Annotated in this window: 15 protein-coding genes; 9 read left to right on the top strand and 6 right to left on the bottom strand. The window is 58.8% G+C overall.

The features are described from left to right. Positions 1-13 precede the first annotated feature (13 nt). Positions 14-250 (bottom strand): DUF3820 family protein, encoded by a 237-nt coding sequence (locus WHX55_RS24555; protein ID WP_003227425.1) that lies wholly within the window; start codon positions 248-250, stop codon positions 14-16. Positions 251-453: 203 nt separating this feature from the next. On the opposite strand from WHX55_RS24555, the gene WHX55_RS24550 reads away from it, so the two are divergent. Continuing rightward, on the top strand, positions 454-921 hold the full coding sequence (locus WHX55_RS24550) for a PA2169 family four-helix-bundle protein (RefSeq protein WP_150726674.1): 468 nt from the start codon (positions 454-456) through the stop codon (positions 919-921). A 128-nt stretch (positions 922-1,049) separates the two neighbouring features. Here WHX55_RS24550 and WHX55_RS24545 read toward each other — a convergent pair whose 3' ends face one another. Both WHX55_RS24545 and WHX55_RS24540 read right to left on the bottom strand, forming a co-directional pair. Next, the gene (locus WHX55_RS24545; RefSeq protein ID WP_007974451.1) at positions 1,050-1,520 is read right to left on the bottom strand and encodes a MaoC family dehydratase; all 471 of its coding nucleotides are present in this window, start codon (positions 1,518-1,520) and stop codon (positions 1,050-1,052) included. A 42-nt stretch (positions 1,521-1,562) separates the two neighbouring features. After that, entirely contained in the window at positions 1,563-2,507 is a 945-nt protein-coding gene (locus tag WHX55_RS24540; RefSeq protein WP_150756278.1) for an alpha/beta hydrolase, read from the bottom strand. 245 nt (positions 2,508-2,752) lie between these two features. On the opposite strand from WHX55_RS24540, the gene fadD2 reads away from it, so the two are divergent. Both fadD2 and fadD1 read left to right on the top strand, forming a co-directional pair. Then, entirely contained in the window at positions 2,753-4,441 is a 1,689-nt protein-coding gene (fadD2, locus tag WHX55_RS24535; protein WP_150726672.1) for a long-chain-fatty-acid--CoA ligase FadD2, read from the top strand. Positions 4,442-4,825: 384 nt separating this feature from the next. Further along, entirely contained in the window at positions 4,826-6,526 is a 1,701-nt protein-coding gene (gene fadD1, locus WHX55_RS24530) for a long-chain-fatty-acid--CoA ligase FadD1 (protein ID WP_353741497.1), read from the top strand. Positions 6,527-6,690: 164 nt separating this feature from the next. Here the strand turns inward: fadD1 and WHX55_RS24525 are convergent, their stop codons facing one another. After that, a complete protein-coding gene (locus WHX55_RS24525) occupies positions 6,691-7,068 on the bottom strand; it encodes a hypothetical protein (protein ID WP_150757893.1) in 378 nt (125 codons plus the stop codon). Between the two features lie 354 nt (positions 7,069-7,422). Here WHX55_RS24525 and WHX55_RS24520 point away from each other — a divergent pair, with 354 nt between their 5' ends. Then, positions 7,423-8,379: a YihY/virulence factor BrkB family protein gene (locus WHX55_RS24520; RefSeq protein WP_150756280.1), complete on the top strand. Its 957-nt coding sequence runs from the start codon at positions 7,423-7,425 to the stop codon at positions 8,377-8,379. A gap of 2 nt (positions 8,380-8,381) precedes the next feature. Further along, positions 8,382-8,921: a peptide deformylase gene (def, locus tag WHX55_RS24515; RefSeq protein WP_353741496.1), complete on the top strand. Its 540-nt coding sequence runs from the start codon at positions 8,382-8,384 to the stop codon at positions 8,919-8,921. A gap of 126 nt (positions 8,922-9,047) precedes the next feature. Here the strand turns inward: def and WHX55_RS24510 are convergent, their stop codons facing one another. Continuing rightward, a complete protein-coding gene (locus WHX55_RS24510) occupies positions 9,048-9,464 on the bottom strand; it encodes a GNAT family N-acetyltransferase (protein WP_353741495.1) in 417 nt (138 codons plus the stop codon). A 329-nt stretch (positions 9,465-9,793) separates the two neighbouring features. Here WHX55_RS24510 and WHX55_RS24505 point away from each other — a divergent pair, with 329 nt between their 5' ends. The 4 genes from WHX55_RS24505 to WHX55_RS24490 all read left to right on the top strand — a co-directional run bounded on the left by WHX55_RS24505 (position 9,794) and on the right by WHX55_RS24490 (position 13,365). Continuing rightward, positions 9,794-10,735: a fatty acid desaturase gene (locus WHX55_RS24505; RefSeq protein WP_353741494.1), complete on the top strand. Its 942-nt coding sequence runs from the start codon at positions 9,794-9,796 to the stop codon at positions 10,733-10,735. Between the two features lie 140 nt (positions 10,736-10,875). Beyond that, complete coding sequence (locus WHX55_RS24500) at positions 10,876-11,667, top strand: PhnD/SsuA/transferrin family substrate-binding protein (protein WP_353743086.1); 792 nt, start codon at positions 10,876-10,878, stop codon at positions 11,665-11,667. A 139-nt stretch (positions 11,668-11,806) separates the two neighbouring features. Then, positions 11,807-12,355: a sigma-70 family RNA polymerase sigma factor gene (locus WHX55_RS24495; protein WP_150726665.1), complete on the top strand. Its 549-nt coding sequence runs from the start codon at positions 11,807-11,809 to the stop codon at positions 12,353-12,355. Next, positions 12,352-13,365, top strand: a complete 1,014-nt coding sequence (locus WHX55_RS24490; protein WP_353741493.1) for an ABC transporter substrate-binding protein — start codon at positions 12,352-12,354, stop codon at positions 13,363-13,365. The genes WHX55_RS24495 and WHX55_RS24490 overlap by 4 nt, the downstream gene beginning before the upstream one ends. Before the next feature lie 129 nt (positions 13,366-13,494). Here the strand turns inward: WHX55_RS24490 and gstA are convergent, their stop codons facing one another. Next, positions 13,495-14,097: a glutathione transferase GstA gene (gstA, locus tag WHX55_RS24485; RefSeq protein ID WP_353741492.1), complete on the bottom strand. Its 603-nt coding sequence runs from the start codon at positions 14,095-14,097 to the stop codon at positions 13,495-13,497.

Raw genomic sequence — 14,097 nt, 5'->3', positions numbered from 1 at the left:
CTCGGTAGGTGATTCAGTGGCGCGGGGCAGGTTTGCCGTGTTTGGCGCGCAGCGGTTCGAGCAAGTCCGACAAACCGTTGTGATCGATTTCCTGCATCAGGGCCAGCAGGCCGCCCAACTCGCCGTGAGGGAAACCCTCCCGGGCGAACCAGTTCAGGTAAGGGCCGGGCAGGTCGGCAATGATTCGACCCTTGTACTTGCCGAAGGGCATTTCGCGGGTGATCAGCAGTTCGAGCTTTTCAGGGTTCATCAATCGGTCGTCTTGATTCAGTCAGTCTGGAAAATACAGGCATTCTGCATGCAGGCCAAATGACAGATCATGCAAATAAAACGGATACAGATTGTCTGATAATTTATAACTATTTGAAAAATAAGGAATAAGTTAGCAGTTCCGGGCTGGCATGCAGGGTGCACTACTCATTGCATCTTTCATCAACCGCGAGGAACTGAAAAATGACCGACATGAATAAAGAAGCGATTTCTGTACTCAACGACCTGATTGAAACCAGCAAGGACGGTCAGGCCGGGTTCAAGACTTGCGCTGAAGACATCAAGCATCCTGAACTCAAAACCTTGTTCATCAAGCGTTCGACCGATTGTGGGACGGCCGCAGCGGAATTGCAGTCTGCCGTGCGCTCGATGGGGGGTGATCCGCAAACCTCCACCAGTGTCAGCGGCGACCTGCACCGGCGTTGGGTCGACGTGAAGTCGATGTTCACCGGCAAGGGCGAGGAGGCTGTACTCAATGAAGCCGAGCGCGGTGAAGACCATGCGTTGAAGGCTTACCGCGACGCCATGGAGAAAATCAACAAGCACAATCTGGTGGGCATTCGCGACCTGGTTGAGCGTCAGTACCACGGTGTGCAACGTAACCACGATCAGGTAAAAGCCCTGCGTAACCAGGCGCGTGCACGTTCGTAAGCCAGGCTGAAGTAACTGTGGGAGCGAGCTTGCTCGCGATGAGGGCCTGACATTCAACAGTGATGTTGACTGATCTGACGCTATCGCGAGCAAGCTCGCTCCCACATTGTTTGTTTTTGACCCGTCAATCAGCCGATGCTGATTGCCGGCAGCTCCGTCAACGTCACGCTCTGTTGCTTGCGTGGTGCGAGGATTTCCGCCTCGCCATCCACCACCAGTTCATCGCGCTGGTTGAACACGCGAGTAGCGATGCGCACGCGAAACTTTGGCAGTTTTTCCAGGATTTCCAGGCGCACGGTCAGGGTGTCGCCGATCTTCACCGGTTTCTGAAAGCTCATTTGCTGGCCGATGTAGATGGTCCCCGGTCCAGGCAATTCGCAGGCGACCGCCGCGCTGATCAACGCGCCGCTGAACATGCCGTGGGCGATGCGTTCCTTGAACATGGTGCTGGCGGCGTATTCGGCATCCAGGTGCACCGGGTTGTGATCGCCGGACATCGCAGCGAACAACTGGATGTCGCGCTCTTCGACTGTCTTGCTGAAACTGGCGGTCTGGCCGACTTCGAGGGCTTCGTAAGGGGTGTTGGTAACCTGGGTCATCTGTCTCAATTCCTGTGACGAATTAAAAAATTCACAAAAAAACTATTCGGATCGGTGCGGCCGAGGAGCGCTCAAGGCCTGTGCGATCCAGTTCAGTACATCGGCGATGATTTCATCGCGGTTGCTCTCGTTGAACAGTTCGTGCCGCGCCTGCGGGTAAACGGTCAGTTGCAGGTGCTGGCTGCCGGCCGCCCGCAATGCGTCGGCCAGATCCTTGAGACGTTTGCCTTCGCTCACCGGATCACATTCGCCGCCAATCACCAGCAACGGCAGGCCCGGGTCGATCTGGGCGAGATTGGACGCTTTGCTGATTTGCTGCAAGCCGCCGAGCAAGTCGATCCACAGTTGATTGGTGCAACGGAAACCGCAGAGCGGGTCGTTGACGTACAGATCGACCTGCGCCGGATCACGGCTGAGCCAGTCGAATGGCGTGCGTGCCGGTTTGAATTTGTTGTTGAACGAGCCGAACGACAGCCATTCGATCAATGCGCTGCGTCCCTTGCAGCCCTGGCGCAGGCGTTCGAGACGGGCGATTTGCCGCGCCGCGCGATAAAGCGCCACGGGCTGGAAGTTCGAGCCGCTGAGGATTGCCCCGTGCAGGCTGGCACTGTGGTGCAGCAGATAGGCCTGGGCGATGTAACTGCCCATGCTGTGACCGAGCAGCACGATCGCAACGCCAGGGTGCTGCTGGCCGATGTGCTGGTTGAGGCAGGCCAGGTCGCTCACGACCTTGCACCAGCCATCGTCATCGGCGAAATGCCCGAGGGTCCCGTTTTCGGCAGTTTTGCCATGTCCACGCAGGTCCGGCGCGCACACGCCATAGCCCTGTTCACAGAGTTTTTCCGCCAGGGGACCATAGCGACCGCTGTGTTCGGCCATGCCGTGGGCCAGCAGAATCATTGCCTTGAGGCTGCCGTCGGGAAGCCACTGGTTGACGAAGAGGCGGCTGTGGTCGCTGGTGGTCAGCCAGAAAGTGTCATGGATCATGGCGGTTCCTTTGCATGAGGCTGCTTGGTCTGAAACAGCTCGTTGCAGTTTATAGCGCATCCTTGGCTGGGCGTCTGATCAGCCTACGCCACGGCGAGTAGATTCATACGGTCAATGACGGCCGTGGGCATATTTGCCTGCTACGTCATAACTGCTAGTGTCCGTGAAGCTCCGCTTTTTGCATTTTTTTTGAAAAGTGACAGAAAAGTGGCCCCGGATAGATTCAGGTAAAGAGGACAACAACAATGCAACCTGATTTCTGGAATGACAAACGCCCGGCCGGCGTACCCCTGGACATCGATCTGGGAACCTACAAGTCGGTGATCGAGGTGTTCGAGCGTTCCTGCAAGAAGTTTGCTGACCGCCCTGCGTTCAGCAACATGGGCGTGACCCTGACCTACGCCGAACTGGAGCGCCAGAGCGCCGCCTTCGCCGGCTACCTGCAAGCCCACACCGACCTGGTGCCTGGGGACCGCATTGCGGTGCAGATGCCCAATGTCCTGCATTACCCGATTGCCGTGTTCGGCGCCTTGCGCGCCGGGTTGATCGTGGTCAACACCAACCCGCTGTACACCGCGCGGGAAATGCGTCATCAGTTCAAGGACTCCGGTGCCCGGGCGCTGGTGTACCTGAACATGTTCGGCCAGAAAGTCCAGGAAGTGCTGCCCGACACCGATATCCAGTACCTGATCGAAGCGAAGATGGGCGACCTGATGCCCACCGCCAAGGGGTGGCTGGTCAACACTGTGGTGAGCAAGGTCAAGAAGATGGTCCCGGACTATTCCTTGCCCCAGGCCGTTTCCTTCAAGAGTGCGCTGCGCAAGGGCCGGGGCCTGGGTATCAAGCCGCTGAAGGTCGGCCTCGACGACATCGCCGTGCTGCAATACACCGGCGGCACCACGGGCCTGGCCAAGGGCGCGATGCTGACTCACGGCAACCTGGTGGCGAACATGCAACAGGCACGGGCCTGCCTCAGCCAGTCGGCCAGCGACGGTCAACCGCTGCTGCGCGAAGGCCAGGAGGTGATGATCGCGCCGCTGCCGCTGTACCACATCTATGCCTTCACGGCGAACTGCATGTGCATGATGGTGACCGGCAACCACAACGTGCTGATCACCAATCCGCGGGACATCGGCGGCTTCATCAAGGAACTGAAGAACTGGCGGTTTTCGGCGTTGTTGGGGCTCAACACGCTGTTCGTCGCGCTGATGGATCACCCGGACTTCAAGACCCTGGACTTCTCCAGCCTCAAGCTCACCAATTCCGGCGGTACTGCGCTGGTCAAGGCCACCGCCGAGCGGTGGGAACAACTGACCGGTTGCCGCATCACCGAAGGTTACGGCCTCACCGAAACTTCGCCGGTGGCCTGCACCAACCCCTACGGCAGCCAATCGCGGATCGGCACGGTCGGCATGCCGGTGCCGGGCACCACGCTGAAAGTCATCAGCGATGACGGCGTCGAACAACCGCTGGGTGAGCGTGGCGAACTGTGTATCAAAGGCCCGCAGATCATGAAGGGTTACTGGCAGAAACCTGATGCCACGGCCGAAGTGCTGGATGCCGAGGGCTGGTTCAAGTCCGGTGACATTGCGGTGATCGACCCGGACGGTTTCGTGCGCATCGTTGACCGCAAGAAGGACATGATCATTGTCTCGGGTTTCAACGTATACCCGAACGAAATCGAAGACGTCGTGATGGCTCACCCGAACGTTGCCAACTGTGCGGTCATCGGTGTGCCCGACGAGCGGTCGGGGGAGGCGGTGAAGTTGTTCGTGGTGGCCCGTGAGGCAGGGGTCAGCCTTGAAGAGCTGAAGGCTTACTGCAAGGAGAACTTCACGGCGTACAAAGTACCGAAGCACATCGTGCTGCGTGAGTCGTTGCCGATGACGCCGGTGGGCAAGATTTTGCGGCGGGAGTTGCGTGATATCGCCTGATAGGTGAATGGCCGCGCTTCGCGCGGATCGCGGGCAAGCCCGCTCCCACAAGGTTCAGTGTCGTACACAATGGATGTGAACGACGCGAACCCTATGGGAGCGGGCTTGCCCGCGATGCTTTTCGGCGGACGCTAAAGCCCCGGTTTTCGTGGGCTACAGGGCTTTATAGGTTTTTTGCTCTAAAATGACCGCTTGAAAGTCTTGAGTCACAATTGTGACCGTAGAGGCCTCTTTTGGCTCTAGTCGACCCTTGGCAAAGCTGCTACTCTCGGCGCGCTTTGTGACTTCTCGGCCTTCTATCAGCCAGATTTACCAATGACCAAACACCAATAATAATCGCATCAAATGCGGTGCTGAATTCGCGTTGCTGAGGAGTGGGCTTCCATGATCGAAGACTTTTGGAAGGATAAGTACCCAGCTGGGATTGCTGTCGACATCAATCCAGACGAGTATCCGAATATTCAGGCAGTGTTGAAGCAATCCTGCCAACGCTTCGCCAACAAGCCGGCATTCAGCAACCTGGGCAAGACACTCACCTACGGTGAACTGTACGAATTGTCCGGTGCGTTTGCCGCTTACCTGCAACAGCATACCGATTTGCAGCCTGGCGATCGAATCGCCGTGCAACTGCCCAACGTGTTGCAGTACCCGGTAGCCGTCTTCGGTGCAATCCGCGCCGGGCTGATCGTGGTCAACACCAACCCGCTCTACACCGCGCGGGAAATGGAACACCAATTCAACGACTCCGGTGCCAAAGCCCTGGTCTGCCTGGCCAACATGGCGCACCTGGCGGAAACCGTGGTGCCGAAAACCGGCGTCAAGCACGTGATCGTCACCGAAGTCGCTGACCTGCTGCCGCCGCTCAAGCGTCTGCTGATCAACAGCGTCATCAAGTACGTGAAGAAGATGGTGCCGGCCTATCACTTGCCCAAGGCCGTCAAGTTCAACGACGTGCTGAGCAAAGGCCTGGGCCAGCCAGTGGCGGAAGCCAACCCGGCCAGCGGTGATGTCGCGGTGCTGCAATACACTGGCGGCACCACCGGCGTGGCCAAGGGCGCGATGCTGACCCACCGCAACCTGGTGGCGAACATGCTGCAGTGCAAGGCGCTGATGGGTTCCAACCTCAATGAAGGTTGCGAGATCCTGATCACGCCGCTGCCGCTGTACCACATCTATGCGTTCACCTTTCATTGCATGGCGATGATGCTGATCGGCAACCACAACATCCTGATCAGCAACCCGCGCGACCTGCCGGCGATGGTCAAGGAACTGTCGAAGTGGAAGTTCAGCGGCTTCGTCGGCCTGAACACGCTGTTCGTGGCCCTGTGCAACAACGAAGGCTTCCGCAAGCTGGATTTCTCCGCGCTGAAAGTTACCTTGTCGGGCGGTATGGCCCTGCAACTGGCCGCGGCCGAACGCTGGAAAGCGGTGACCGGTTGCGCCATTTGCGAAGGCTACGGGATGACCGAAACCAGCCCGGTGGCGACGGTGAACCCGATCCAGCACATCCAGGTCGGCACCATCGGCATTCCGGTGCCGTCGACCCTGTGCAAAATCATCAACGATGCCGGTGTCGAGCAGCCTCTGGGCGAAATCGGCGAACTGTGCGTGAAGGGTCCGCAAGTCATGAAGGGTTACTGGCAGCGCCAGGAAGCCACGGATGAAATCCTCGACAGCGAAGGCTGGTTGAAGACCGGTGACATCGCGCTGATCCAGCCCGATGGCTACATGCGCATTGTCGATCGCAAGAAAGACATGATCCTGGTGTCCGGTTTCAACGTGTACCCGAACGAACTTGAAGACGTGCTGGCCACCCTGCCGGGCGTGCTGCAATGCGCGGCCATCGGTATACCGGACGAGAAGTCGGGCGAGGCGATCAAGATTTTCATCGTCGCCAAGCCGGGCGTGAACCTGACCAAGGAACAGGTGATGGAGCACATGCGCGCCAACGTCACCGGCTACAAGGTCCCGCGCTCCGTGGAGTTCCGCGATGCGCTGCCGACCACCAACGTCGGCAAGATCCTGCGTCGTGAATTGCGCGATGAAGAGTTGAAGAAGATCAACGCGAAGAAAGCCACCGCGTAATCAGCAAAAAGCCCCGCAGATGCGGGGCTTTTTGTTGGATGCCTGATAAGTCAGCGCCTGTCAGACCGCTATCGCGAGCAGGCTCGCTCCCACATGTGACCGCATTCCTTCTGCCGGAACTCGGTTGAATGTGGGAGCGAGCCTGCTCGCGAAGCTTTTGCTTTTTATTGGCGAAACGGCGCAAAGTTGACGTTGGTGCCCGCCGGGCGCATGTCCTGCAGGAAGGAGTCCTTGTCGGCGCTCAGTTCCAGGCTCAATGCTGCCTTGCGCTTGCCTTCATTGCGCACCACCAGGCCTTCGAGCTTCTCGCGCAGGAACACCGTCGGCACTTTCAGGTGCAGCAACTCGTCGGTGTCCGGCGTGTGCATCAGCAGGTGAATCCACTCGTACTGACCGATTGCAAGGCGCGTCACCGGGAGGTCGAACCACCAGATGTTGCGGTTACGGTTCAGTTCGGCGAAGTGGCAGTTGTTGACGCCAAGCACAGCACCGCCGAGTTCCTGGTTTCTGCGGGCAATGGCCTGCTTTTTATCGAGTTTCATAACGTTCCTACGGGATTGGATCTTCAGCGCCAAGGCCTGAATGTGTTGCGCATTCTCAGGGGTTGGCCCGTAAACATAAAGCCCAACCTGCACTGAACGATGAAATGTCATGGTGAAATAAATGAAACTCCCTGCAAAAGCCCCCGGTCAACCTTGTGTAACGACTTTCCAGCATTGAAATGTCTTTAATGAAAAGAAGACGCGGCCATCTTCAGATGGCCGTTTTTGTGTCAGCCTGAACTTGCACGCTGAATTTGTTTCAAAGTCGCCAACTGGGCTACCTTGATGAAAGAAAACAGCCCCTGAGTCGCCACGACTTCACCCCAAATCCGTATGCGGCGAATGGAGACGCGAATGATTTTCCCGGACATGAGAGGCTTGCCCCTGCACCGTGTGATGATGCGCACGGTTACCGAGTTCATCGCCGACGAGATGTCGACCTATGCCTCGGCGCTGGCCTATCAAATGCTGTTTTCGCTGTTTCCGTTCATCCTGTTCCTGATTGCCCTGATCGGCTTCCTGCATCTGCCCGACTTCTTCTCCTGGCTGCGCCTGCAATCGGAACTCGTATTGCCACCCCAGGCGCTGGAGCAGGTCAACCCGGTGATCGACCAGCTTCAGCAGTCCAAGGGGGGGCTGCTGTCAGTGGGCATCGTGATTGCGCTGTATACCGCCTCCGCCGGCGTGCGGCTGATGATGAGCGCGATGAACGCTGCCTACGACGTGGTTGAAGGGCGCCCGCTGTGGAAACGTTTTCCGTTGTCGATCATCTACACCGTCGGCATTGCCGGCATGCTGCTGATCGCCGCGGCGCTGATGGTGCTCGGGCCGCAGGTGATGAGCTGGATCGCTGCGCAGGTCGGCCTTGAGTACTTCATCGTTACACTCTGGACCATCGCGCGATGGCCGGTGATCGTGATTCTGCTGATGGTCGCGGTGGCGTTGATCTACTACGTCATGCCCGACGTCAAACAGGAGTTTCGCTTCATCACCCCTGGCTCGGTGCTGGCGGTGGTGGTGTGGATCATCGCCTCCCTGGGCTTCGGTTTGTACGTCAAGGAGTTCGCCAACTACAACGCCATGTATGGCAGTATCGGTGCGATCATCGTGCTGTTGCTGTACTTCTACATTTCCGCCGCGGTGCTGCTGCTGGGCGCGGAGATGAACGCGGTGATCGAGCACATGTCGCGAGAGGGCAAGGACCCTGGCGAAAAAGTGGCTGGCGAGCATGGTCCCGTCCATGAGGAAAAACATCACGTGTCGGGCCTGGGCCGCGATCACTCACACAAACCGACCATTGATGAAATCTGATCATGATTCGTGAAATTCTGAAAATGGGCGATGAGCGCCTGCTGCGCATTGCCCCGCCAGTGCCGGCCGAGATGTTCGACAGCCCCGAGCTGTGGCAACTGATCGATGACATGTTCCAGACCATGGAAAGTGTGAGGGGCGTTGGCCTGGCCGCTCCGCAGATCGGTGTCGACCTGCAACTGGTGATCTTCGGCTTCGAGCACAGCGAGCGTTATCCGGATGCCGAGGCCGTGCCGCAGACGATCCTGATCAACCCGTTGATCACACCGCTGAGCCCGACCCTGGAAGAGGGCTTCGAAGGCTGTTTGTCCGTGCCTGGCCTGCGTGGCGCGGTGCAGCGTTACCAGCAGATTCGCTACGAAGGCGTCGACCCCAAGGGTGAGCCCATCGTACGCGTCGCTTCGGGGTTTCATGCGCGGGTGGTGCAGCATGAGTGCGATCACCTGATCGGCCGCCTGTACCCGTCGCGCATTACCGACTTCAGCAAGTTTGGCTTCACCGAGGTGATGTTCCCGGACCTGGATCCCAACGCGGACGATTAAATCGCCGCAAAACCCTGTGGGAGCGAGCCTGCTCGCGAAAGCGGTCTAACCGTCAGCATTAATAGTGACTGACACGCCGCCTTCGCGAGCAGGCTCGCTCCCACAGTTGATCTCCATAGGCTTGAGTTAAACGCCTGGCGCCAACCCCATCGCAATCATCGGCTTGCTGCGCGCATAACGGCTTAACCGTTCAACCATCGCGTAAGGCATCGGCGGATCGAACGTAAACCCGCGTCGCTCATAAAACCCTCGCAAATCCGGATGACAGAACAACCACACCGGCAGCTCGCACTCCTTCACCGCAGCCGCAATCAACCCGGCGGCAAGCCCTTGTTCGCGACACGCCGGATCGACCAGCAAGCCGGTCAGCCAATGCCCGCCGGACACCGGACGCAAACACAGCACGGCAACAATCTGCTCACGCCGGGCCACCCACAGCTTTGCGTCGCGCACGGCTTTCATCGACGATTGGTGAGCGCGGTAGAACTTGTTCATCAATGGCCATAACGGCTCGTCGAGCAGGGTGAATTGGGTATCGGGCATGGTCTCGGACTGTCGGTGTGCAAAGCGGGCGATTATAAAAGAACGCGCGCGCCGGGATAGGTGTATACCTGATCTCACATCCCCATGAGTGGAGTACGCATCATGTCCAAAGGTATGGATTCAAAGAAAGCGGCGAAAAAGAAACCAGCGAAAACCGCCATTGAAAAGCGCGCGGACAAGAAGGCCAAGAAGGTCGGCGTGTTCGGTCACTGATCCCTCGTTGCTTGATCGCTCCCATGCAACATGGGAGCGATCCTCCTGAAAATAATCTGCAAGATTTCCCAAGGCCAATGCACAGAAGGGGACTGGTCCCCGATCTGAGCTACGCCATGCCCCATTACTTTGATAGCGCCCACCAAGAAGAAATCGAAACCCTGCGCCGACGCTTCACCGCGCGCACCGAATGGCCGACCTGGTTGCTGTTGATCGGTGTGTATGGCGGCTGGTTTGGCATCGTATTGAACAGCCATCGTTTGGGTTTGTGGTGGAGCACGCTGTTGCTGATTCCATTGCTGGTGCTGTGGTTATCCGTGCAACACGAGCTGCTGCACGGCCATCCCACGCGCTGGCCAACCCTGAACAAAATCCTTGGCTACGCGCCGTTTGCCGTCTGGTATCCGTACACCTTGTACCGCGATAGCCATTTGCTGCATCACCGCGACGAAGACCTGACGATCCCCGGTCGCGATCCGGAAAGCCGTTATCTGAGTGCCGGGCAGTGGCAGGGCAGTTCACTGTTGGTGCGCAGCCTGCACTGGCTGAACAAAACCGTGCTCGGCCGCTTTGCCCTGGGTGCACCGCTGGCCTTGCTGGCGTTGGCCCGTGAAGAGCTGCAACGCCTGAGAGCGGGCGAGCGCCAGGCCTGGCTGATGTGGTTGAGTCACGGTTTGATGGCCGGGTTGATGCTGCTGTTCATCGCGAACGTCAGCCTGTTGCCGGTTTGGCATTATCTGTTTTTGATCAGTGTGCCGGCGCTGTCGATCGCCATGATTCGTTCCTACTATGAACATCGACCTCATGCAGCGCCGGAGCAACGCACGGTGCTCAATGAAGCGGCGTGGCCGTGGCGCTGGCTGTTCCTGAACCTCAATTTTCATCTGGTGCATCACGAGTTGCCGGGGTTGCCCTGGTACGACTTGCCCCGTGCTTACAGGGCTCGCCGCGAGCAATGGCTGGCGCGCAGTGGCGGGTTTCTGGTGCGGGGATACGGGCAGTTGTGGCGTGAGCATGGAGTGAAGGCCATCGACAGCCCGAGGCATCCGTTTTACTGAAACATGGATCACCTCCAATCCCTGTGGGAGCGAGCCTGCTCGCGATAGCGGTATGACAGATTACATTGATGTCGACTGACACGACGCCATCGCGAGCAGGCTCGCTCCCACAGGGAACTTCGTTGTATGGAGATACGATGATGACCCAACACATCGCCGAACTGCTGATGTACACCGCCCCCGAACCCATCCACCAGGCCAGCGAACGCTGGCTGGCGCGAATCCTCGAGCATCTGGGCGACACCCGTCGTGACGCCGAAGGCCTGTCCCTGATGCAGATGTGGTTGTCGCCGCACTTGCTGCTGACACAAACCTGCGGCTATCCGCTGATGACGGCATTGCGCGGCAAGGTCCGGGTGCTGGGGCGGCCTCGTTATGAGCTGCCGGACAGCAGCGGCGGCAATCATTGCAGCCTGATTCTGGGACGCCTTGATGATGCACGGCCAACCCTGGCGGATTTTCGTGGCAGCCGAGGCGTGATCAATGGCCTGGACTCCAACAGCGGCATGAACCTGCTGCGCCACCGGTTGGCGCCGTTGCAGCGTGACGGGCGGTTTTTTGCCCGGGTCGGCATCAGCGGCAGTCATCGTGAAAGCCTGCGCTGGCTGCGCGAAGACCTTGCCGATCTGGCGGCCATCGACAGCGTGACCTTTGCCTATCTGGCGCGCCATGCCGCAGAGGAAGTGACCGGCTTGCGGGTGATTGCCCGCAGTGCGCTCAGTCCTGCCTTACCGTTCATTACCGCCGCGACAGTCAGCGATGAGCAGGCTGAAGAGCTTCTGCGGGTGATGAACCTGGCGTTGCGCGAGTTGCCGCAGGTTGCCGAAACCCTCGGCTTACCAGAGGTACTGCCCGCCAACGAAAGCGACTATCAGGTTGTGCTCGACTATCAGCGTGAGGCCGAGGTGCTGGGGTACGGGGATTTGCGGTAGAGGTCTGTCAGGTGTTCTTTTTGATTCCATAAATGAATATAAAAATAAGTTTTAAGTATTATTAATGAATAAGGCTCCTTGCTAGGATTCGCCTCACCGGACCACCGGACATTCAGCGACCCCTAACCCAGGAGCCCCTATGTCCGGCGCCGATATTCTTCATCGCAAACACGTGGACGGCCTGTTCCGCGCTCACTACCACTGGCTCTGCACACGCCTGCGTCAGTCCCTGAACGATGCCGCCGCTGTCGAAGACATTGCCTGCGAAACCTTCGTGCAACTGCTGCAGGCCCCTGGCCTGACGGCAATCCGCGAACCCCGTGCCTTGCTCACAACCATCGCCCAGCGCCTGCTCTATCAGCGTTGGCGTCGAGGTGACCTGGAGCGCCAGTACCTTCAGCAACTGCAACAGGCCGAGCCGATCCACGCCGAATCGCCGGAGGAACTGGCTCAGTTGTCCCAGACCCTGACCCGTGTGGATCGCAGTCTTCAGCGGCTGCCCGGCAAAGTCCGCTCGACCTTCCTGCTGTCGCGGATCGACGGCCTGACCTATCCGCAAATCGCCGCTGTGCTGGGCATCTCGCTGCGCTCAGTCAGCGACTACATGACCCGTTCCCAAGCCCTGTGCGACCGGCACAGCGCCAATCAGTTCCTGAACAGCCCACTCCAGAACAAGAGGTCCGCATGAGATCGATCAAAACCCTGCTCGGCAGTTCGCTGCTGGTCCTGAGCCTGTTGTCCCACCCGGCATCGGCCACGGAAAAAACGGCACCTATTCACTTTGGCGACATCACTTGGGAAAGCGGCAGCCTCATCACCGAAATCCTGCGCCTGATCGTTGAAAAAGGTTACGGCTACCCGACCGACACGCTGCCGGGCAGCACCGTCAGCCTTGAAGCGGCGCTGGCGAAAAACGATATCCAGGTCATCGGTGAAGAGTGGGCAGGGCGCAGTCCCGCCTGGGTCAAGGCGGCGGCGGAGGGCAAGGTGTTCGGCCTCGGCGATACGGTCAAGGGCGCCACTGAAGGCTGGTGGGTGCCGGAGTACGTGATCAAGGGCGATCCCGAGCGCGGCATCAAGCCGTTGGCTCCGGAGTTGAAATCCGTTGCTGACCTGGCGAAGTACAAGGACGTGTTCCGCGACCCTGAAGACCCGAGCCGCGGACGTTTCCTCAACAGCCCGACCGGCTGGACCTCGGAAATCGTCAACAGCCAGAAACTCAAGGCCTATGACCTGACCGCCAGCTACGTCAATTTCCGCACCGGTTCCGGCGCAGCTCTGGACGCAGAAGTCGCGTCGTCGATCCGCCGTGGTAAACCGGTGCTGTTCTACTACTGGTCGCCGACACCGCTGTTGGGGCGTTTCAAACTGGTGAAACTCGACGAACCGCCGTTCGACGCCGAGGCCTGGAAAACCCTGGCCGACGCCAACAACCCGAACCCCAAAGGCACGCGCTCGATGCCGGCGAGCCTGGCCATCGGCGTATCGGCACCGTTCAAGGCGCAATACCCGGACCTGGTGACGTTCTTTGAAAAGGTCGATTTGCCGATCGATCTGCTGAACCAGACCTTGGGCCAGATGAGTGAAAAGCGGCAGAAACCCCGCGAAGTCGCCGAAGCGTTTTTGCGTGAGCAGCCGCAGGTGTGGAAGGGGTGGGTGCCGGGGGAGGTGGCTACCAAGGTGAGTGCCAACTTGTAGTATTGTAGTGTCTGGAAGGTAGCCATCGCGAGCAAGCTCGCTCCCACATTGGATCTGTTGCGCCCACTCATCCCGTGGTCAACAAAGATCCCCTGTGGGAGCGAGCCTGCTCGCGATTGATCTAACGTCCTACGCCAACTCGGCGGCCAACGCCGCTTTCACCGCCGGCCGCTGATCCACCCTGGCTTGAAACCTTGCCAACGCCGGCCACTCATTCAATTGAATGTCGAACAACCGAGCCCAACGCAGCACCGTAAACAAATACGCATCAGCAATGCTGAACCCGCCCGCCATCAAGTAATCCTGCCGCTCCAACGTCTGGTTCAACACGGCAAAACGCTTGAACAGTTTCTCCTTGATCAGCGCTTTCACCTCTTCGGAAAATCGAGCGTTGAACAGCCAACCGAACCCGCCGTGAATCTCCGTCGAGATGAAGTTCAGGTATTCCTGCAATCGCACCCGCTCAAATGTCCCCTGGGCTGCGGCCAGTTTCGCGTCTGGATGTAGATCAGCCAGGTATTGCAGGATCGCCGGGCCTTCGGTCAGCACTTCGCCGTTATCCAGTTGCAAGGCGGCCACGTAGCCTTTGGGGTTGATGGCCAGGAAATCATCGCCAGCAGCGGTTTTCTTGGTGGCGTTATCGACGCGGATCAATTCGAAGGGCAGTCCCAGTTCGCGCAATACGATATGTGGCGCCAGCGAGCAGGCTTCGGGGGCGTAATACAGCTTCAT

The sequence above is a fragment of the Pseudomonas fluorescens genome (assembly GCF_040448305.1).
GTDB lineage: Bacteria > Pseudomonadota > Gammaproteobacteria > Pseudomonadales > Pseudomonadaceae > Aquipseudomonas > Aquipseudomonas fluorescens_BH.
Note: the sequence above shows the minus strand (reverse complement) of the source record. Positions and strands in the feature narration are given on the sequence as shown.